The 19,060-nt window shown below is 71.7% G+C and carries 24 protein-coding genes, 1 tRNA gene and 1 pseudogene; 8 read left to right on the top strand and 18 right to left on the bottom strand.

What is annotated here, in order from left to right; translation table 11 throughout:
- Positions 1–50 precede the first annotated feature (50 nt).
- From EAD89_RS11365 to EAD89_RS11355, 3 genes are all read right to left on the bottom strand, one after another.
- Positions 51–1,232, bottom strand: a complete 1,182-nt coding sequence (locus EAD89_RS11365) for a low temperature requirement protein A (RefSeq protein WP_121675661.1) — start codon at positions 1,230–1,232, stop codon at positions 51–53.
- A gap of 189 nt (positions 1,233–1,421) precedes the next feature.
- Positions 1,422–1,874: a MarR family transcriptional regulator gene (locus tag EAD89_RS11360; RefSeq protein WP_121675660.1), complete on the bottom strand. Its 453-nt coding sequence runs from the start codon at positions 1,872–1,874 to the stop codon at positions 1,422–1,424.
- A gap of 112 nt (positions 1,875–1,986) precedes the next feature.
- Positions 1,987–2,343: a hypothetical protein gene (locus EAD89_RS11355; protein WP_158610730.1), complete on the bottom strand. Its 357-nt coding sequence runs from the start codon at positions 2,341–2,343 to the stop codon at positions 1,987–1,989.
- Between the two features lie 127 nt (positions 2,344–2,470).
- Here EAD89_RS11355 and EAD89_RS11350 point away from each other — a divergent pair, with 127 nt between their 5' ends.
- From EAD89_RS11350 to EAD89_RS11330, 5 genes are read left to right on the top strand one after another with little or no spacing between them, the layout of a single operon-like run.
- Complete coding sequence (locus tag EAD89_RS11350; RefSeq protein WP_233578509.1) at positions 2,471–2,836, top strand: hypothetical protein; 366 nt, start codon at positions 2,471–2,473, stop codon at positions 2,834–2,836.
- Positions 2,833–3,195, top strand: coding sequence for a type VII secretion target (locus EAD89_RS11345; RefSeq protein WP_121675658.1), 363 nt, complete (start codon positions 2,833–2,835; stop codon positions 3,193–3,195). The genes EAD89_RS11350 and EAD89_RS11345 overlap by 4 nt, the downstream gene beginning before the upstream one ends.
- On the top strand, positions 3,192–3,923 hold the full coding sequence (locus EAD89_RS11340) for a hypothetical protein (protein WP_147458791.1): 732 nt from the start codon (positions 3,192–3,194) through the stop codon (positions 3,921–3,923). Before EAD89_RS11345 ends, EAD89_RS11340 begins: the two co-directional genes overlap by 4 nt.
- The gene (locus tag EAD89_RS11335) at positions 3,910–4,266 is read left to right on the top strand and encodes a hypothetical protein (protein WP_121675656.1); all 357 of its coding nucleotides are present in this window, start codon (positions 3,910–3,912) and stop codon (positions 4,264–4,266) included. The genes EAD89_RS11340 and EAD89_RS11335 overlap by 14 nt, the downstream gene beginning before the upstream one ends.
- Before the next feature lie 20 nt (positions 4,267–4,286).
- A complete protein-coding gene (locus EAD89_RS11330; protein ID WP_121656784.1) occupies positions 4,287–4,658 on the top strand; it encodes a hypothetical protein in 372 nt (123 codons plus the stop codon).
- Positions 4,659–4,684: 26 nt separating this feature from the next.
- Here the strand turns inward: EAD89_RS11330 and EAD89_RS11325 are convergent, their stop codons facing one another.
- The 4 genes from EAD89_RS11325 to EAD89_RS11310 all read right to left on the bottom strand — a co-directional run bounded on the left by EAD89_RS11325 (position 4,685) and on the right by EAD89_RS11310 (position 7,910).
- Entirely contained in the window at positions 4,685–5,425 is a 741-nt protein-coding gene (locus tag EAD89_RS11325) for a hypothetical protein (protein ID WP_158610729.1), read from the bottom strand.
- Positions 5,426–5,831: 406 nt separating this feature from the next.
- Positions 5,832–6,320 carry a GNAT family N-acetyltransferase gene (locus tag EAD89_RS11320; protein ID WP_121675654.1) on the bottom strand — a complete coding sequence of 163 codons (489 nt, stop codon included), beginning with the start codon at positions 6,318–6,320 and terminating at the stop codon, positions 5,832–5,834.
- A 94-nt stretch (positions 6,321–6,414) separates the two neighbouring features.
- Positions 6,415–7,317 carry an aldo/keto reductase gene (locus EAD89_RS11315; protein ID WP_199733479.1) on the bottom strand — a complete coding sequence of 301 codons (903 nt, stop codon included), beginning with the start codon at positions 7,315–7,317 and terminating at the stop codon, positions 6,415–6,417.
- A gap of 518 nt (positions 7,318–7,835) precedes the next feature.
- A tRNA-Lys gene (locus EAD89_RS11310) sits at positions 7,836–7,910 on the bottom strand.
- Between the two features lie 220 nt (positions 7,911–8,130).
- Here EAD89_RS11310 and EAD89_RS11305 point away from each other — a divergent pair.
- Positions 8,131–8,433: a hypothetical protein gene (locus EAD89_RS11305; RefSeq protein ID WP_121656779.1), complete on the top strand. Its 303-nt coding sequence runs from the start codon at positions 8,131–8,133 to the stop codon at positions 8,431–8,433.
- 197 nt (positions 8,434–8,630) lie between these two features.
- Positions 8,631–9,713, top strand: a complete 1,083-nt coding sequence (locus tag EAD89_RS11300; RefSeq protein WP_121675653.1) for an NAD-dependent epimerase/dehydratase family protein — start codon at positions 8,631–8,633, stop codon at positions 9,711–9,713.
- 12 nt (positions 9,714–9,725) lie between these two features.
- Here the strand turns inward: EAD89_RS11300 and EAD89_RS11295 are convergent, their stop codons facing one another.
- The 7 genes from EAD89_RS11295 to EAD89_RS11265 all read right to left on the bottom strand — a co-directional run bounded on the left by EAD89_RS11295 (position 9,726) and on the right by EAD89_RS11265 (position 15,634).
- The gene (locus EAD89_RS11295; RefSeq protein WP_121675652.1) at positions 9,726–10,934 is read right to left on the bottom strand and encodes a hypothetical protein; all 1,209 of its coding nucleotides are present in this window, start codon (positions 10,932–10,934) and stop codon (positions 9,726–9,728) included.
- Between the two features lie 86 nt (positions 10,935–11,020).
- Positions 11,021–12,211, bottom strand: coding sequence for an enhanced intracellular survival protein Eis (gene eis, locus EAD89_RS11290; protein WP_121675651.1), 1,191 nt, complete (start codon positions 12,209–12,211; stop codon positions 11,021–11,023).
- A 68-nt stretch (positions 12,212–12,279) separates the two neighbouring features.
- Positions 12,280–12,972, bottom strand: coding sequence for a hypothetical protein (locus EAD89_RS11285; RefSeq protein WP_121657270.1), 693 nt, complete (start codon positions 12,970–12,972; stop codon positions 12,280–12,282).
- Positions 12,969–13,814 carry an ATP-binding cassette domain-containing protein gene (locus tag EAD89_RS11280; protein WP_121675650.1) on the bottom strand — a complete coding sequence of 282 codons (846 nt, stop codon included), beginning with the start codon at positions 13,812–13,814 and terminating at the stop codon, positions 12,969–12,971. Before EAD89_RS11280 ends, EAD89_RS11285 begins: the two co-directional genes overlap by 4 nt.
- Complete coding sequence (locus EAD89_RS11275; protein WP_121657272.1) at positions 13,811–14,149, bottom strand: PadR family transcriptional regulator; 339 nt, start codon at positions 14,147–14,149, stop codon at positions 13,811–13,813. Before EAD89_RS11275 ends, EAD89_RS11280 begins: the two co-directional genes overlap by 4 nt.
- Positions 14,150–14,251: 102 nt before the next feature.
- Positions 14,252–14,971: a PP2C family serine/threonine-protein phosphatase gene (locus tag EAD89_RS11270; protein ID WP_121657273.1), complete on the bottom strand. Its 720-nt coding sequence runs from the start codon at positions 14,969–14,971 to the stop codon at positions 14,252–14,254.
- Between the two features lie 102 nt (positions 14,972–15,073).
- Entirely contained in the window at positions 15,074–15,634 is a 561-nt protein-coding gene (locus EAD89_RS11265) for a helix-turn-helix domain-containing protein (RefSeq protein ID WP_233578503.1), read from the bottom strand.
- A 55-nt stretch (positions 15,635–15,689) separates the two neighbouring features.
- Between EAD89_RS11265 and EAD89_RS11260 the strand changes: the two are divergent.
- Positions 15,690–16,835: pseudogene (locus EAD89_RS11260) on the top strand (benzoate/H(+) symporter BenE family transporter); the annotation flags it as partial.
- A 20-nt stretch (positions 16,836–16,855) separates the two neighbouring features.
- Here EAD89_RS11260 and EAD89_RS11255 read toward each other — a convergent pair.
- The 4 genes from EAD89_RS11255 to EAD89_RS11240 form a co-directional block, all read right to left on the bottom strand.
- Positions 16,856–17,227: a hypothetical protein gene (locus EAD89_RS11255; RefSeq protein WP_121657275.1), complete on the bottom strand. Its 372-nt coding sequence runs from the start codon at positions 17,225–17,227 to the stop codon at positions 16,856–16,858.
- A 195-nt stretch (positions 17,228–17,422) separates the two neighbouring features.
- On the bottom strand, positions 17,423–17,674 hold the full coding sequence (locus EAD89_RS11250) for a hypothetical protein (protein WP_089018164.1): 252 nt from the start codon (positions 17,672–17,674) through the stop codon (positions 17,423–17,425).
- Between the two features lie 79 nt (positions 17,675–17,753).
- A complete protein-coding gene (mscL, locus tag EAD89_RS11245) occupies positions 17,754–18,215 on the bottom strand; it encodes a large conductance mechanosensitive channel protein MscL (protein WP_121657276.1) in 462 nt (153 codons plus the stop codon).
- Positions 18,216–18,254: 39 nt separating this feature from the next.
- The gene (locus EAD89_RS11240; RefSeq protein ID WP_121657277.1) at positions 18,255–18,947 is read right to left on the bottom strand and encodes a FadR/GntR family transcriptional regulator; all 693 of its coding nucleotides are present in this window, start codon (positions 18,945–18,947) and stop codon (positions 18,255–18,257) included.
- Positions 18,948–19,060 lie beyond the last annotated feature (113 nt).

Genomic DNA, 19,060 nt, shown 5'->3' with positions numbered 1-19,060 from the left:
CGGCGATGCGGGAATCCTCGCGGAACCTGCCCGACAAGAGCACGCCCGGGCTATCCGGGTGGCGACGGCGGCTCGGGTGGACGCCCTCGCGCGCCGGCGGCGTCCGCGACGGCGACCCCGGCCAGGACCGCGGTGGCGGCGAGGGCGGCCACGAGCGGTGGTACGAGAAGCATCACCGGTGCCAGGACGGCCAACGCGAGCAGCCCCAGCGGTCGATCCCGGGAGACCCGGCTGAAGACCGCGTACTCGAAGCGGGCACGCCCGGCCAGAAACAGCGCGGGCCCGCCGAGGATGACGGCGATCCAGGCCATCTTTGCGTGCCCGGTTGGATGGGCGATGACGAGTTCGGCGCCGACCGCGGTGACGACGACGCCGGTCACCATGACCAGATGGGCGTAGAACGCCGACAGGCCGAGGCGGGCCGGATCGGGGGAGCCCCCGATGGCTGCGGCCGACAACTCGCCGGCGCGGTAGATGTAGATCCGCCAGAGCAGCACCGTGGTGGCGATCGACACCAGGAACGCCGCGGTCCGGTCGGTCGCGAAGCCACTGCCGCCAAGGGTCGAAGCGGAGACCAGGATCAACTCGCCGAGCGCGATGATGAAGAACTGTCGGTGGCGCTCGGCCAGGTGCTCGGCCGCGCTCGGCAACTCCGCGGGCGGTGAGCGGCCCAGGCCCGGTGTGCGGTAGCGGAGCTTCCCCGCCAGGTAGTCGATGGCCACCGCCAGCGCCCACAGTGCCTCGCGGGCGGTGCCGTGCACCAGCGCTCCCGCGATCCACGGCACGGCCGATACGCAGAACCAGATGAGTACCCGTAGGGCGCCGCGCTGCAACTCGTGGCCCCGCAGGGCGATGAGAAGGCCGAGGCTGCGACCGACCTGGACCGCGACGTACGCGCCCGCGAAGATCAGGCCCTGCGCGCCGAACACCGCCGGCAGCGCGACAGCCATCACCAGGCTGCCGACCAGGGTCGCGATGACCAGCAGCTGTATCGTCGGCCGCTGCGGGTCGAACCGGTCCGGGACCGTCGCCGTGCTGCACCAGACCCACCACACCGCCAGCAGCAACACCAGCATGTGGAAGGCCCCGCGCCACGTGAGGTCCTGGCTGAGCACCCGCGAGAGTTGGGTGAGCACGTAGACGAACGCCAGGTCGAAGAACAACTCCAGGAACGTCGCCCGTTGCGGATCCTCGGGCTTCCGCAGCAGCCTGCCCGCCCTGCTCGTCGTCATCGGTCGCCCGTCCTGTGGCTCATGCCCGTAATGAGGCATTCGTACCACGTGGCGAGACCGATGAACCCGGATCCGCAGCCGGGGCCGCGTCATCCGGTGCAGGCCGATCAGGTCCTTCACCAGGTCGCCGCCGGATCGATCAGTTCGTCGGCCTGGTCCGAGTATCGGGCTGCCCCCGGCCCTGACAGCTCAGGGAAGGTCGCTGTTGCCGCCCAGGTTGGCGATCATGCGGCGCAGCACGTTGAGGGCCGCCACATAGTCGTCTGTCGCGATGCCCTGGTGCATCTGCTCGTGCGCCCGCGCGTTTCGCTCCTTGGCGCGGAGGCGCCCAGCCTCCCCGGCCTCGGTGAGGGACAGGGTGCCGGCCTGCTCGCTCATCCAACCCCGCGCGACCAGGTCGTCGAAGACCTCCGCGAAATCGATGTTGAGGTCGTCGAAGGGGGCGAGGCGTTCGGCGAGTTCGCTACGACTCCACCTGCCGGGGGCGCCGGCCACGTGGTTGAGCGTCCACCAGTGCGGCTGGGTGAGCTGCTCCACGGCAAGCTCCGCCCGGATGCGTCCGACCACGGCACGGTACGCCTCGCCGCTCCAGTAACCGATGGGCTGCGCGGCCAGCCTCTCGTGGGTGTACTCCGTGATCATGGCCCAGGCTCCTTGTCGGCGACGAGCGAACGCGATCACCGTAGAAGTTCAAGCACCCTTGAGGTCAAGGGAGCGTGCTGGACCGGCGCAGGGCGGCTGGACGAAGGGTCGCCTATCCGGGCGGAAGGCCGAGGAACTGCTCGTTGTCGGCGATGGCGTCCTCCACCGTGCCGCCGACGGCCGGGTCGCGCAGTCGGGCGCGCAGGGCTGGCATGACCCGGTCGGTGTCGAGCCGACGGTGGATGCGGGCCAGATGACCGAGGCAGATCGCCGCGGTGGCCCGGACATCCTCCTCCGGGTGGTCCAGCAGCCCCAGGTAGAAGTCCTGGCACCAGCGCCAGTCCGCGTCGTGCAGGGCCAGCCCGACCATCGAGTCGGTGAGAGCGTCGATGTCACCCGCGGCGAGCGCGGCCGTGGCGCCGTCGTGGCTTGCCGGCGCCGGCTCGTAGTAACTGCGCTGTGTGCTCATTCCTCGTCCTTCGGCGGCGCGGTCGGCCCGGCCCTTCTGGTCTACCAGCAGCCCACTTCCCGACATCGATTCGTGCGGGGTGAAGACGGGGTCGCGGTCCGTGGTGAGGCTGTGGCATGGTGCGGTCGTGGGTGAGACGGGGCGGACGGATCGGGCGGCGGCGGTGCCGGACAAGCTGGATCAGTGGCACGACTTCCGCAAGAGCGTCGCCCTGGTGTCGATGGTGCTGTTCTTCTTCTGCGTGGTCGGCCTCGGCTTCCTGGCCTACCAGCTGGCGATAGTCGGGGACGACGGCACCTTCAGCGGTTGGTCGTTCTTCCGCTTCATGTCGGTAGCGACACCTCTCGGGGTGGCTGCCGTGGCCGGCCTCGGTGTCTACCGAGCGAGCGCCAACGCGGAGTCGAAACGGCGCGGCCGGATCATGGCCCTCGCGCTGCTCGTTGCCGCGGTCCTGCTCGTGGTGACCGGCATCATCGGGGACCGGCTGTCGTGAGCTTCTCCGTCGAGCCCAGCGCCTTGGAGAGCGCCGCTGCCCGCGTCAACGACGCCGCCCTCGACGCCCAGACCGCCAAGGCGTACATGCTCAAGCACACCGACCTGGCCTGGCACGACCAGGGTCTGCTCAACGAAGCGTGGCCCGCACACCAGAAGCTCGTCGACGAGATGACCAAGCGGCTCACCCACCTGATGGAGCTGCTCGGCAAGTCGCGCGACGCGCTCCAGGAGACCGCCGACTACTACCGGCGCACCGACACCGGCAGCGCGGCCCGTCTGGACGCGACCTACCCGACCGTCGACCGCAGCGGCTACGAGCTTCCCCGCGGGCACCCGACGGGTGGGAACCTGCCGTGAGAGAGCCGACGGACCTCCTCGTCGAGCCCAGCGAACCCGATCCCACAATGACCAAGGGCTTCGCCAACCCGATCGGCGTCCTGGACGCGATCTCCATCTCGCACTGGGTCAACCAGATCATCAAGGACTGCGCCGGGTACGACGTCATCGGCACCATCAGCAACGCCCTCGTCGGAGACTGGGAGAGCTTCTACAAGGCGGGCGACGCCTACGGCAACCTCGGCCAGAGCCTGCAGGCCCTCGGTCAGAACGCCAGCCTGACCGCCTCCCACATGGACCAGCAGTGGGACGGGCACGCCGCCGACGCGGCCTTCGTCTACTTCCGTCAGCTCACGAAGGCACTTGTTCAGCAGAACCTCGTCCTCATCGAGATCAAAGAGAAGTACCACGAAGCCGCACGCGCCATCTGGCTGCTGGCCGACATGATCGGCGGCCTGGTCAAGATGATGATCGACAAGGCCATCATCATCGGCGTCAGCGCCGCCGCGGGCACAGCGCTCATCGAGACCGGCGCCGGTGCCGTCGTCGGCTACGGCGTCGCCGCCTGGCAAGCCATCGAACTGGTCAAGAAGGTCAACGACGCGGCGCTGAAGATCCAAGCCGCCGGCACCGCGATCCTCGGCTTCTTCAGCTTCATCAAGACCCTCGCCGAACAGGGCGGTGACCTGTCCAAGGTGCCCCTGCCCGACCAGCCCTACACGAGCCCGGTGCCTGATGACGCAACCTGAACCGCAACCAGAGCAACAGTTCCTCGACCTCACCGAAGGGGATCCGGGCCTGGCCAAGCTCCTCCAGGCCAGCCTCACCCGGCTACGCGACGGAGTCGCCGGCGACGACCTCCAGGAGATGGCCCGCGATGTCCTCGCCGGCCACGGCGACCTGCGCCAGATCGCCGCCAACGACGCGTACGGCGGAGAACTCCTCGACCGCTACCACCGGTTCAGAGACTGGGAACAGAACCTCGACCCGGACGAGCGGCAACGTCTCACCGAGCAGGCGACCGAACTCGCCGCGGACCTGGGCACCGGCACCGGTGCGGCTGGACCGGGCGGGACCCCGCCGGCGTCGTAGGTGAATGGCAGGCTGAGGTCATGATTCGAGGGACGTTGATTGCCGAGAGTCTGCGTCCAGCCACCGACCTCCGGGTGGCGGGGCTCAACATCGTCCGGGTGCGCCGGCAGGACGTGTCGAACTCGGCCTCAGATGACCAGCCGAAGGTGTGGACCCTCCTCGACTTCGAGGCGGCCAACCAGGCAGCCGATGAGATCGGTCGTGCGCTCGCCGAGTCGCTGGCCTCCGACGGCGGCTGGTACGCCGACTTCACCGTTGGCGATGACCGCGTTGTGGTCTTTTCCAACCAGGTCTTCCGCTATCGGAGGGGCGATCGGAAAGGCCGAGCCGAGGCCGTCGAATACGGCAGGACGGTGGGCGTTCCGGAGCACCAGTTGGACTGGGGCGACTGAGCCCGAACGAGCGCACCGCGGCGGCCTCACCTGTCACGCTTGAGTCGGCCCGTCTCCCCGCCCTGGGCGTCGAGGAGCACGAGCACCTCGCCGTCCAGCCCTGCCCGCCACGCCTTGAAGAGCCAGAAACCCACCGGAACGCTGTCACAGCCGATCGCCGTGCTGGGTCCGCTGGTAGCGAGCAGGTCGCCTGCCGGTCCGGCGACCCATCGCCCTCCCTCACCGTTGCAGCCGTCGGAACCCCGCCATGTGCCGTCGTCCCGCAGCTCCACGTACGGCCCTCCGGACCCGAACCTGCCCGGCCGAGCATCAACCGGCACCCATCGACCGAGCAGGGTGTCACGGCGCGCGGGCGTCAGACCCGCCGGCAGTGCGGCGGCCGACGCGAAGGCACGCCGGACCTCGTCGGTGACCACGGGCGGCCCCGCCGGAGAAGGCAGGTTCGGCCCGGGGGTGGGCTTCGCGCCGGGCAGCAGCCGGGCGACGTGCCCGCCCTGGGCGTCGAGCAGGACCCGGCTGTCGCCTTCCACGCGGAAGGCGCTGGCCCGATGCAGCCAGGCCGGATTCATGAGCTCAGGACCGGGGCGGCATTCCTGGGCGTCGTTGTCGGAAACCGAACGTCCGGAGGCGCCGGCGACGAAGAGGCCGTTTACATTGGCCCGCCAGGCCCCCATCAGCGCGCCGCAGTGGTCGAACAACAGCAGGCCGTTGTGCCTGTCGGAAGTGAGCTGCAGGACGTCGCCTGCGCCTTCGTCGACCTCAGTCACCTTCCAGGAACCGATCAGCGCGACAGGCTCCGCCTGCGGCGACACAACCGGTGCAGGTTCCGTAGCGGTGGACTGGGACCCACCCGGAGCCGCCGTCTCCGACCCGCCCCGCTCGCCGCAGCCGGCGAGCAACGCTCCGACCGCGACGACAGCTATCAGGTACCTGCGCCCGCTCATCTTGTCTCCCGTTCCCACGCCCGCCGGGCGGTTGAGCGGCCCGGACCTCAGGTGATGGGACGAGCAACCGCGGTCACCAGTTCCCTGGACCCGGGCATTCCGCAACGCCAATCCGATCGCCTGCCAGCCGGACCAGCCGTGGCCGGACCGGCCGTGGCCGGCCTGCCGAGCGAGGTCACCGACGAGCTCTATACCTCACAGGCATATTTATGACTCTGAGGTATACCGCTCACAACAACCCACCATTCCCGAGGCGACCGGGATCCGCGCCCACAGCCGGGGCCGGCTCGCGCACCATGAAGACGTCCACCGGATCCTCGGTCTCGAGTGTGAATCCGTGCCGCTCGTACAGCCGCCGTGCCGGACTGCCCTGCAGCACGTTCAGCCGGACCAGGGTGCCGTCGCGGTCGCACTGCTCCAACAGCCCGCGCAACACGGCCGCACCGATGCCGCTGCCCTGCAGGTGCGGGGCCAGATAAAAGTGCTCCAGCCAGTACGCGTCCTCGGCCGGCCGCAGCGACACGCAGCCGGCGAACGCGCCGCCCACCTCGATCACGCAGGTGTGCGCTGGCGCGAACCCGTCCCGCAGTCGCTGCCGCACCCGCTTCTCGTCGTACCGCCCGAGCCGCTCCAGATCCGCCCGCAGCACCACGGCCCGCAACTCGGCCACCGCCTCGACATCCGCCTCCGAGGCCGGCCGAATCTCCCAGTCCGCCATGATCGCCAAGCTACCGCGCTGGCCCCTGGCGACGCGGCCGCCGGAGCATGCTGCCCGGCATCCAGCTGGTTCAGCTGCGGGAGGCGGTGCCCGGTTAGGCGGCGGTTTCGGGAACGAGGGCGGTCAGCTCCGCGACCTCGGCGTCGCTCAGCGCGATCCGCGCGGCCGCGAGGTTCTCCCGCAGGTGGGCCAGGCTCGTGGTGCCGGGGATGGGCAGCACCGCCGAAGAGCGGTGCAGCAGCCAGGCCAGCGCGATCTGCTGGGGCGTGGCCGCGTGCCGGGCGGCGATCGGCGCGAGGGCGGCGGCGACCTGGCCGGCGTTGTCCCCGCCGTCGCGCAGGCTGACCGGGTGCCAGGGCGAGAACACCGCTCTGGTCCGCTCCGCGGCCGCAAGTAGGTCCGCACCGGTGCGGTTGCCGATGTTGTACAGGGCGGTCACCGCGGCGATCTCCGCAATCGACCGGGCGAGTTCGAACTGCGCCGCGGTGACGTTGGACAGCCCGATATGCCGGATCCAGCCCTCGTCCTGCAGCTTCCTCAGCTCGCCGACCTGCTCCTCGAACGGGGCGTCGGTCGCGTACCCGCTGTGCAGGTAGTAGAGGTCGAACCGATCCATGCCGAGGCGGCGCAGGCTCAGCATGGCTGACTGCCGCAGGTACTTCGGGTTGCCCACCCATCCCAGGGTCGAGTAGTCGTGGCCGCCCCGGACGAAGCCACCCTTGCTCGCCACCACCAGCCCCGCCGGGTAGGGGTGCAGCGCCTCGCGGATCAGCAGCTCGTTGGTGTGCGGCCCGTAGACATCGGCGGTGTCGATGAAGGTGACGCCCTCCTCCACCACCGCGCGCAGCAGCGCCAGCCCACGCTGGTGGTCGGGGTACGGGCCCCAGACCTGGTCGCCGGTGAGCTGCATCGCCCCGAAGCCGACCCGTCCGACCGGAAGGTCGCCGCCAATGATGATCGTGGGCGGGGTGGACGGGGAGCCGAACGTCATGGTCATCTCGATTCTGGGTCGCCGGCGGCCCCGTCGCCGCCACCTCTGGGCTTCGACGCCATCCTGCGCACGGCCGCGACGTCTTCAAGCGAACTGGGCGCGGGGGCCACCCTGGAGGAGTGACCCGCCGGACCGCGTCCGCATCGGTACTCATGACCATAACTGACTCAACCGGGATGAATGGGTTGAAGCGGTCTACCTGGCGGAAGTTCAAGCGGTCGACGACCAGGTTGGAACGCCCGGGCCTATCCGTGGAAATCGATCGGGCGTTTCGCACTCACGAGCTGCGGCGGTGGGATTCGAACCTGCGGAGGGCGTCAACCCTCACACGCTTTCGAGGTCTGCAACACGACGTCCAACTGGCTGCCGAAGAAGGACCGTCCGCGGGGCGTTGTCGGCCAACTCCTAGGCCAAGCCGCCGACAAGCAGCCCAGCGCTTCTGCTAGCCAAGACCACAGCTAGTTTGTGCCCCGGTTGTGCCCGATGATCTCTGCCCGGCGTTCTCGCAGCTCAGTGGCGGTGCATGGTGGGCCGCCAGGGACTCGAACCCTGAACCTATGGATTAAAAGTCCACAGCTCTGCCATTGAGCTAGCGGCCCGCGCGCTCAGGTTACCGGACGGTGCCCGACGACGACTCTCGGCTTCCGGCCGACCGTCGATGCCTGGGCCGCACCGGCCGCCACCGCCCTCGATCGACACCAGATCGGCGAACTGGCGGTGTCCGGCGTGCTGGATGCCGCGCTGTCGGGGATGTGGAGTGGATCAAGCGAGATCGCGCCGCGGTGCATGGGTGCGTGTGGGTGGGGAACCAGAAGGGGCATGAAGTTGAGCAGCACTCCGGCGGTGGCGGCGTCCGGGGAGGAGATCGGGCCGGACGGCGTACGCGAACCGGGTGGTGAAGTGCACGCCTGGCTGCCCGGCCAGAACCAGACGGTGTGCGGCCTGGCGCTGAGTCGTACCCGGCTGCGTCGGTTCCCGCACGTGCGCTTCGACTACTCGGGTACTGACGTGCTCACCGAGGCCGATGCGGTCGGCTGGATCTGCCCACGTTGCCTGGCGGCGACGGCTGGGCGACGGGGCAAGGAGAAGCACGGCTGGGTCCGGGAGTCTCCCCGCCCCTGATCCACTCGGCATTCGGGAAGTCGGGGTGTCCGGACGGCCGTGACAGCCCGACTTCCAGGAAATCGAGTCGATCAAGCGCCAGGCCGGGCGTCGCCAGGGCACCGGGCAGGCCGCCAGGCCGCCAGGGCACCGCGCCGGGGTCAGGTGCCCGGCTGGAGCGGCGGTTGACGGGCTGCTGGGCGGGTACGGGGTCGGACATGCGGATCGTGGTGGTGGGGGCGAGCGGCAACGTCGGTACGGCGTTGCTGCGGCGGCTGCGCCGGGAGCGGGGTGTGGAGCTGGTCGGGGTGGCCCGGCGGCTGCCCGGTCCGGAGGCTGGCGAGCCGTACGACCAGGTGGAGTGGCACTCCGGTGACATCGGCGCGCCGGGGGCGACCGGGCAGCTCGCCGAGGTGTTCGCCGGCGCGGACGCGGTGGTGCACCTGGCCTGGCAGATTCAGCCCAGTCACGACCAGCGGGTGCTGCGCCGTACCAACGTCGACGGCAGTCGGGCGGTGTTCGACGCGCTGGTCCGGGCGGGGGTGCCGGCGCTGGTGTACGCCTCCTCGGTCGGCACGTACGCGCCCGGCCCGAAGGACCGCCCGGTGAGCGAGCGCTGGCCGGCGACCGGGGTGCCCGGCTCGTCGTACAGCGAGCACAAGGCCGAGGTGGAGGCGCTGCTGGACGGGCTCGAGGGCGATCATCCGGCGCTGCGGGTGGTGCGGTTGCGACCCGGGCTGATCTTTCAGCGGGACGCGGGTGTGGAGATCACCCGTTATTTCCTCGGCCCGCTGGCGCCGGTGCGGCTGCTGCGCTTCGGCCGGATCCCGCTGGTGCCCACCAACCGCCGGCTGCGGATGCAGGCGGTGCACGCCGACGACGTGGCCGACGCGTACGCCAGGGCGGTGCTGGGTGACGCGCGCGGCGCCTTCAATGTCGCCGCGGACCCGGTGCTCACACCGGAGCTGGTGGCCCGGCACTTCCACGGCTGGACGGTGCCCGTCGCCGGGCCGGTGCTGCGGGTGGCGGCGGCGCTGACCTGGCGGGCGCGGCTGCAACCGGTCGACGCGGGCTGGGTCGAGCTGGGCCTGAACGCGCCGCTGATGTCGAGCGAGCGGGCGGAGACCGAGCTGGGCTGGCAACCCAGGATCAGTTCGCTCACCGCGCTCAAGGAGCTTTTCGCCGGGATGGCCGGCGGTGACCACACCACCAGTCCGCCGCTGTCCGGCGCGTCGAACCTGCCCGGACGGCCCGGCGGTCTGCTTCGCGCCCGCGCCGCCGGCCAGGGCAACCCCTACTGAGGTACGCGCTGGTCAGCTCAGTTTCGAGCCGCTCACCGTGGGGTTGCGGGCGCCGAGGAAGAAGATGCCGGGGAAGCCGCGGGTCTCGAACTTGGCGCTCGGATTGCGGCGCAGGGTGGACTTCTCGATCGTCATGGTGCCGGTGCGGTTGTTGCTGACGAAGAAGATCGCGCCGCCACCCTCGTTGGCCTTGTTGTTCTCGATGACGGTGCCGGCGATCCGTACGGTGAACTCGTTGCCGTCGCAGTAGATAGCGCCGCCGCTGCCGCCGCCGGGCGTGCCGGACTTGGCCGGGTTGGCGCCGCTGCCGATCGCCTCGTTGTGGCTGAGCACGCTGTTCAGCACCACCCAGGAGACGCCGATGCTGCTCAGCGCGCCCCCGTTGGAGCAGGAGCCGCCCTGGCCGGCGGAGCCGCCGAAGGTGCTGTCCACCACGTACACCGGCTTGTTCTCGTACTGGCTGAGCACCCGGATGGCCGCACCACCCAGGTCGGGGCCGGTCCGGTCGCAGCGGTTGCGGACGAACCGCGAGTTGACCACCTTGAACCGTCCACCGCGCACGAAGATCGCCCCACCGCCGCCGCCCTCGACCTTGTCCCCGGTCGAGTTGCCGTCGGCGAAGGTCAGGTTCTGCACGGTCAGCTGCGGGTGGTCCTGGTTCTGGCAGTGCGAGGTGGTCCAGCCCTGCGCTTCGTCGCACGTGTTCATGTAGAGGATGCGGCGCCGCCCCTGGCCGCTCAGCGTCACCTTGCCGCCGCCGTCCAGCACCACCTTCGGCCCGTTGGCGTTGCGGACCTTCGCGGTGGCGGCCATCTTGATCGTCACCGGGGCCGGCCCGCAGTTGAAGGTGATGATGCCGCCGGCGGCGACGGCCTTCACCACCGCCGCGGAGGTGCAGCTCTCCGGGGTGCCGGTGCCGATGGTCCGGGTCGGCTTCGAGGTGTTCACCGCCCGAGCCTCGGCCGGCACGGTGGCGTTGCCCTTCGGGTTGCCGGCCACGAGCGCCTTGCCGGCCGGCTTCGGGCTCGCGCTGGCCCCCGGGCCACCGAGGCCGTCCCGGGCCGCCGGCGCAGCGTCCTGTTCGCCGGTGGCCAGCGCCCCCGGCTCGGCCGGCGCGCTGGGCTGCGCGGCGGCCGGAGCCGGAGCCGGGTCGTCGGGCGCGCAGGCGGGCAGGGTCGCCGTGGCGACACCGAGGACGAGCAGGGCGACAAGCGACGTCATGCGCACCCCGTGATGCTAGGAGCCGCGACGGCGCCGGAGCGAATCCGCCATGCCGGTTTAACCCGTGGCTAAGGGTGGGTGAGCACTCAGAAGTCGGCGAGGAGGTACGGCACCCGGGGCGGGAAGATCCCGCGCAACTCGACGGCGGCGTCGGCCGGCACCTCGCCCAAGCCGCGCAACGGCAGCTCGGCCGGATCCAGCACCCCGTACGCGAGGGCGGAGAGTCCGGCGGCGGTGAGCGTGGCGGTCGGGGCCCGACCGCTGGCGCCGCCGGCCAGCTCCAGCGACCCGGTGGTGCCGTCCAGCAGGTGGCTGCCGGCGAGCCACCGGTCACCGGTCAGCTCGATCCGGACCCGGCCCGGCCCGGCGGGCAGCCCGCTCAGCGCGTCCAGCGTCAGCAGCCGGGCCATCGGGGCGGACGACCCCGGCCGGCCCGCCCGCGCCTCGATGTGCACGTCCAGGTCGGTCAGCCACAGCTCCGGCAACTCGTCCGGGGCCACCTGGACGCTGACCCGCTCGACCTGGTCGACGTGCCGGGCGAAGAACTGCAACAGCAGTGTCCGGCCGAGCGGGTCGGCGTACAGCAGTTCGTTGCCGGCCAGCGTGCCGCCGTGGTCGTCGATCCGGTACGTCACCATGCCGATGACCTGGCCGCCCGCCCGTGCGGTGATCAGCCAGTACTCGTCCCGGTCGCGCAGCCCGACCGACCGGTAGTCGGGGAAGACGGCGAAGCCGTGCCGGTCCTGGAGGCAGCGCTCGGTGAACGCGAGCCAGGTGGGGTAGCCGGCGCCGATCCGCTCCCAGCTCACCTCTCCGGGCAGTTCGGCGCGGAGCAGCGAACCCAGGTCGGCCGGTGTGAAGGTGACCGTGCGGGGCTTGGGCAGCCCGACGTAGCCGAACCGGGCGTAGAAACTGGGCCGGAACGGGTAGAGCGCGCTGAGCGGGTGCCCCTCGTCGCGCATCTCGTCGAGGAGTTGGTGCAGCAGCGTCCGGACGTGCCCCTGGCGGCGGGCCAGCGGATGGGTGGCCACCCCGGCGACGCCGGCCATCGGCAGCACCGCTCCGCGCAGGTTCTGCCGCATGGGGATGGCCGTGCAGGCGGCCAGCGTGCTGCCGTCCTCCTCGACGATCAGCGTCCGGTTGCCCTCGTGGTAGGGCAGGTAGTCGCGGAACTCCTCGATCCGGGTGGCGCTGCGCGGCGACGACTCGAAGGCGTACGCGGCCAGCGGGAAGCTGGTGGTGAGACGTTCGTCGGCGGTCACCCGGCGGATGGTCATCCGCCCATTTGAGCCTGCCGTGTTGATCGGAGCAACCGGATTGGCCAGATCCGCCACGCCGGCGCCGGTCAGCCGACGGGCAGGTGCCGCAGGTGCCGGCGGCGGCGCAGTCGGACGTTGGCCACGGCGGCCACGCCGAGGGCCAGCAGGGCGGTGACGGCGAGCCCGTGCAGCACTCCTCGGGCGAGGTAACCCTGGTCGGTGTGGTCCACCGCCCAGGTGGCGATCTCCCGGGTCGACCAGAACGGCGTCAACTTCGCCCCCGAGCCGGCCGGGTCGATCAGCATCTGCACCGTCACCACGGTGAGCAGCAGCAGCGTCCCTTCCAGCTCGCGCGGCAGCAGCGCACCGATCAGCATCCCGAACGGCGCCGCCACCCCGACCGAACAGAGCAGCGCCGCGGCGAGGCCGCCGTACCGCAGGTTCGCGCCGTCGACCATGGGGAGCAGGAAGAACGGTACGGAGATGACGAGCCCCACCATCCAGAGGCCGAGCATCCGACCGAGGTAGAGGTGGTGCGGGCGGTAGCCGGCCAGCCGCAGCCTCGGCTCCAGCTCGCGGGCCGCGGTGGTGGCGAAGAGCGCCGCCGTGCTCACCGCCCAGCCCACGCCGAGCAGCAGCGAGCGGACCGACTGTCCCAGGTAGGCGTCCCGCCGGATCAGGTAGAAGGTCAACGGCATCAACAACAACAGCAGGAGTACGCCCCGACGCCGCAGCAGCTCCCGCAGGGTCATCTCGGCGACGGTGACGAGCCGGTTCACGGGTGGCCTCCCTGGACGCCGGGCGCGCGACGCCCGGTCTGTTGTGCCGGGGTCAGGTCGAGCACGGTGTCCACCCGGTCGAGCTGGTTGAGCAGGTGGGTCACCACGACGATCGCCGTGCCGGCGTCCCGCAGTCGGCCGAGCTGGTCCCAGAAGTTGACATAGGTGCCCTGGTCGAAGCCCTGGTACGGCTCGTCGAGCAGCAGCACGTCCGGCTGGCTGAGGGTGGACATGGTCAGGTTGAGCTTCTGCCGGGTGCCGCCGGACAGGTGCCGGGCCTGCTCGTCCCCACCGGCCTCCCAGCCGAGCTGTCGGGCTGCCGCCCGACCGGCGCGGCGGGCTGGCCCCCGGGCCACGCCCTGGCCGGCCCCGACCAGCACGAAGTGCTCGTCGACGAGCAGGAAGTCCGCGGTGCCGCCGGACTGCGGGCAGTAGCCGAGCTGCCCGGAGACGGTCACGTCACCGGCGTCGGGTGAGATCAGGCCGGCACAGATCCGCAGGAACGTGCTCTTGCCGCAGCCGTTCGCGCCGATGACGGCGGCGATCTGTCCGGCCCGGACGGTCAGCGTCGCGTCGTGCAGCACCGTCCGCCGCCCGTACCGCTTGGTGATGCCCCGGGCGTGCAGCCGGACCGGCCCGGGGCGCGGTCCGGGCGCGGTGCCGATGCTCTCCACGATCGCGCCCGCGTACTGCTGGGGTGGCCCGAAGACGACCCAGGGGTCGCCGCCGCCCTCGCGCAGGTGTGTGGCGGCCTCAGCGACCACGTGCCGGGCGGCGTCCGCCGCGACCCGGCGCTGGTGCAGCTCGGCCGCGAGCGTACGCAGCCAATCGTCGACGTTCACCGGGCGACCCCTCTCGTGACGATGTCGTTCACCGGCCCGACGAAGGTGAGCCAGGCGCGGCCGCCCCCGCGGAGCGCCGCGTGACCGTCGTCGGTGAGCCGGTAGTACTTGCGGGCCGGCCCGGCGGCGCCCTCCCGCCACTGCGCGGTCACCAGGCCCGTCTTCTGTAGACGGAGCAGCACGGGATAGAGGGTGCCGCCCTGGATGGGCCCGATGCCCGCCGCGTCGAGCGCCTGGGCGAGCTGGTAGCCGTAGGACTCGCGCTCGGCCAGCAGGGCCAGGACGCAGATGTCGAGCACCCCCCGTAGCCACTGCCCGCGCCGGTCGGAATCCACCCGCCGGACACTAGCGGCGCAATCTAGATGGCACAACTATCTACCGGATCGGCGGAACTCGTCACGGCCCGTTCCGCGGACCGCCGCGAGGGTCGGGCGAGGTCAGCGGGCGACGACGTCGGAGACGACGACGGTGACGTTGTCCGGTGCGCCGGCGTGGTGGGCGAGCTTCACCAGTTGCTCGCCGCACTGCTGGCGGTCGGTGTACATGCCCAGCGTCGCGCCGATGGCCTCGTCCTCGACGTAGTCGGAGAGCCCGTCGCTGCACAGCAGCAGCCGGTCGCCGGGGACCACGGTGAGCACGCCGACCGCCGGTGGGGTGTCGGCGCCCTGCACGGCCCGGGTCACCAGGGACCGCTGCGGGTGGTGCCGGGCCTGCTCGGGGGAGAGCGAGCCCTGATCGACCAGTGACTGGACGAAGGTGTCGTCCCGGGTGAGCTGGGTCAGCTCCCCGTCGCGCAGCAGGTAGCAGCGTGAGTCGCCGACCTGGGCCAGCACCAGCGTCTCGCCGGCCAGCAGCGCCGCGGTGAGGGTGGTGCCCATCCCTTCGCGGGTCGGGTCGACGGTGATGGCGGCGTGGATGCGCTGGTTGGCGGTGCTGACCACGGCGCGCAGGGCGTCGGCGGCCTCGTCGGGGTCGGTGGGCGGGGCCAGCTCGTCCAGGATCCGGATCACGATCTCGCTCGCCACCTCACCCGCGGGCAGCCCACCCATGCCGTCGGCGACTGCGATCAGGCGGTCACCGGCGAGGGCGGAGTCCTCGTTGTTGGTCCGGATCAGGCCGATGTCGTTGAGGATGACCGAGCGGAGGATCAGCGTCATGGGGTCAAGCTTGCCAAGAACACCCCGCCTTCGTCTCTACGCACTACTACGAAGGTCGAGAAATGATGCCGATGTCCGCGCTCGGGCCTCCCGGGCGGTGGCTCAGCGGCGTGGATAACGCAGCAGGAGGCTGGCGGCGACCTCCTCGTCGCCCACCGCCGTGTAGCTGTGCGGCACGTCGGAGACCCAGCGGAGGTGACCGCCGGCCGGGGCGGTCAGCGGCGCGTCGGCCGGGCCGGCGCGCAGCACTCCGGCGAAGACGGTGACGTGCTCGGTGACCCCCGGCTGGTGGGCGGGGGAGAGTTGCCCCGGCCCGGGCGCGACGCGCATCCGGTAGAGCTCGTAGGTCGCGTCGGCCTCGGTGAACACCTCCAGCAGGGTGGCGCTGACCGCGGTGCCGTGCACGGTGGGCGCGGCGGCCGGCTCGGCCAGCACGGCGGTCAGTGGCACGCCGAGCTGCGCGGTGACCGCCCAGAGCGTCTCCAGGGTGGGGTTGCGGGTGCCGTGCTCCAGGCCGGAGAGGGTGGCCTTTCCGATGCCGGCGAGTCGGGCGAGTGTGGACAGCGAGATCCCCCGCTCCTCGCGCAGGGCGCGGACCCGGCGGCCGACGACGGCGGGATCCACGTCGGGGCCCGGACGGCGGGCTGGTGGTGGGTGCGGCACCGGGCTATCGTGCTACACGCCGTCGTTCCGTAAACGGAACAGTGGGAGGGTTGGGATGGTCGGACGGGCGCAACCGGTGCTGGCCGGGGTGGTGACCGCCCTGGTCGGCTTCGCCAGCTCGTTCACGGTCGTGCTGGCCGGGCTCCGGGCGGCCGGCGCGTCGGACGCGCAGGCGGCCTCCGGCCTGCTCGCCCTCTGCGTGGCGTCCGGGCTGGCCGCCGCCTGGCTCGGCCTGCGGCATCGGATACCGATGAGCGTCGCCTGGTCCACGCCGGGCGCCGCGCTGCTGGTGGCGACCGGGCCACCGCCGGGCGGGTGGCCGGTCGCGGTGGGCGCCTTCCTCGTCTCCGGCCTGCTGATCGTGGCGGCCGGCCTGTTTCCGCCACTTGGTCGGGCGGTGGCCGCCATTCCCAAGCCGGTGGCCGGCGCGATGCTCGCCGGGGTGCTGCTGCCGCTGTGCACCGCGCCGGTCCGCGCGCTGGTCGAGCTGCCCACGGTGGCCGGCCCGGTGGTGGTCGGCTGGCTGCTGCTGCACCGGTACGCCCGCCGTTGGGCGGTGCCCGGCGCGCTGCTGGTGGCGGTGGTGGCGATCGCGCTGACCGCGCCGCCGGCCGGCCTGACCGTCGCCGCGCTGACCCCGTCGGTGGCGCTGATCGCACCGGCCTGGAACGCGTCCGCGCTGGTCGGGCTCGCGCTTCCGCTGTTCCTGGTCACCATGGCCGCGCAGAACGTGCCCGGCATGGCGGTGCTGGTCGGGTACGGCTACCGCCCGCCGTTCGGCGCCGCGCTGCGGGCCACCGGGCTGGCCAGCCTGCTGGCCGCCCCGGCCGGCGGGCATGCGGTGAACCTCGCGGCGATCACCGCCGCGCTGGCCGCCGGCCCCGACGCGCACCCGGAGCCGGAGCGCCGGTGGGTCGCCTCGGTCACCGCCGGCGTCGGCCTGGCCGTGCTCGGGCTGGGCGCCGGCGTCGCCACCGCGCTGGTCGCGGTCGCCCCGCCGATCCTCATCGAGGCGGTCGCCGGGCTGGCGCTGCTGGGCGCGCTGGCCACCGCGCTCGCCTCGGCGGTGGCCGATCCGGCGACCCGGGAGGCCGCCGTGGTCACCTTCGTGGTGACCGCCTCCGGGGTGACGCTGATCGGTGTGGGCGGCGCGTTCTGGGGTCTGGTCGCCGGCTGCCTGATGCTGCTGCTCTTCCGCCGCGCAGGGGATCAGGCCGGAACTCACTCCTCGGCGGGCAGGTCGGCCACGCCGACCGCGAGCCGCACCCGGCCGTCCGAGACGGCGGCGATCCGGTCGGCCGGGACGTACACCGCGCCGGCGTCGACCAACTCGGTGGAGACCTTCAGGTAGCCGCCGTGCAACAGCCGGGCGGCCAGGTCGGCCGGCACCTCGGGCTCCTCGACCGCCGTGGCCTCGATCAGCTCGTCCAGACTGCTGCCCGGATCGGCGGTCGGCGCCTGGACGGTCACCGCGTTCGGGTCACCCCGCTGAACGAGATCAACCGTGCCGACCTCGGTGCCGGCGGGGTCGATCACCGGCATCCCGGTGGTGATCCGCGAGATGGTCGCCTGCTGCTCGTCCTGCTGGTCCATCCCACCGCGGTTCCCGGGGCGGTACGCCGCTAAACGCCGTCACCAACCGGCCCGCCGCTCAGCCAGCCCGGCGGCGGCGCGCGGCGGCGATCGGTTCGGAGAGCGTGATGACTCTGCGGCATATTTATGCCGCAGAGTCATCAGCGTCGAAAGCGGTACCGCCTCCAGAGCTCGGAGCGGCCGTGGCAGCGGCACTCAGCTGTTCGGGAGGGTCCAGCCACCCGGTGGGCGCGGGGACAGCTCGCGCCAGGTGTCCGGGCCGTCGAGCAGCGCCCGGACCGTCTCCTCGGCCTCGTCCGCACTGCCGTACTCGTAGAACCGGGAGATGCCCTCGGCGCCGCCGGCCCGCTGCTCGACGTGCCACCGGTCGGCGTCCACCCGGAGGAAGACGTCCCGTCGGGCCAGCCGCCCCCATTTCCCGTTCCACCAGTGCTTCCGCTGCTCCATGGGCGGACTCTATCGAACACACGTACGAGAAGGTGCGGCCCCTGCGGGAATCCCACAGGGGCCGATGTGCATCCGTCGGTCAGCGCGGCGCCGGCGGCTCCGTGCGGCGGCCCAGCACGTCGTCCAGCGCCCCGCGCTGCTGGCCAGGGGTGGTGTGGCCGGCGGAGACCAGCGCGTCGCGGATCTCGGTGAGCAGCTTGATCTCCTCGCTCGGCGCCGAGGGCGGCGGCTCCTCGCCCCGCTGGCGCCGCTCAGCCAGCTTGTTCATCGGAAACACCACGAAGAAGTAGAGCACCGCCGCGGTGAGCACGAACGTGATCAGGGCGTTGAGGAACCCCGCCCAGTCCATGAAATTGCCCTTGCTGAGCTCCCACTGGCCAGCGAACTGGTCCTCCCCGCCACCGACCAGCTTGATGATCGGCTTGAGGAACGAGTTCGTGAGAGCGGTGACCACGCCCGTGAAGGCGGCGCCGATGACGACACCGACCGCCAGATCGATGACGTTGCCGCGCATGATGAAGTCTTTGAAGCCCTTGAGCATTCGTACTCCCGAGGTGTCCGGTTTTCCGTCCGGCACAACCTATGCCCCTCCGGCGGGCTCCAGAAAAGCGCTGGCTTCGATCGCTGCCCGGCCCGGGTCGCCGGCCCGGATCGCCTCGACCAGCCGGGTGTGGTCGACGTAGCGCTCCGGCGTGAGCGCGTCCCCCATCGCCTGGGCGACGGTGCTGCGCAGCGCGGTGCCGACCGAGGCGTACAGCTCGGCCAGCATGGCGTTGTGCGCGGCGGCGACCACCGCGGTGTGCAGCGCCGCGTCCGCCTCGACGAACGCGTCCACCCGGCCGCCGCGCCAGGCCGCCTCGCGCTCGGCGAGCGCGCCGTCGAGCGATGCCAGGTCCTCCGGGGTACGTCGCAGCGCGGCCAATCGGGCGGCCTCCACCTCGAAGGCGCGCCGCACCTCGATCACCTCGGTCATCCGGTCGTCGCCGAGGCGGCGGGCCACCACCGGCGCCAACTCGTCGGTGGACACCACGTACGTGCCGGAGCCCTGCCGGCACTCCAGCACTCCGGCGTGCACCAGGGCGCGGACCGCCTCGCGGACGGTGTTGCGCCCGACGCCCAGCGCGGCGACCAGCTGTGGCTCGGTGGGGATGCGCCCGCCGACCGGCCACTCGCCGCCCAGGATCCGGGCCCGGAGTTGCTCGATGGTCTGCCGGACCCGGTGGCCGCGGGGCGGCACGGGCGGCGCGGAGGAGGAATCGACCGACGGTGGCACTGGTTACATCACCGGTCCCAAATTCATCCCATGATTGTAGGTTAGAGGTCATGACCCCGCCACCGACCGCCGCTCCGGCGCCTCCCGCCCCCGCCCTCGCCGCCGACCCCGCC

It is taken from the genome of Micromonospora sp. BL4 (genome assembly GCF_003667505.1).
Taxonomy (GTDB): Bacteria; Actinomycetota; Actinomycetes; order Mycobacteriales; family Micromonosporaceae; genus Micromonospora.
The sequence above is the reverse complement of the archived record's forward strand: the minus strand, read 5'-3'. Positions and strand labels throughout refer to the sequence as shown.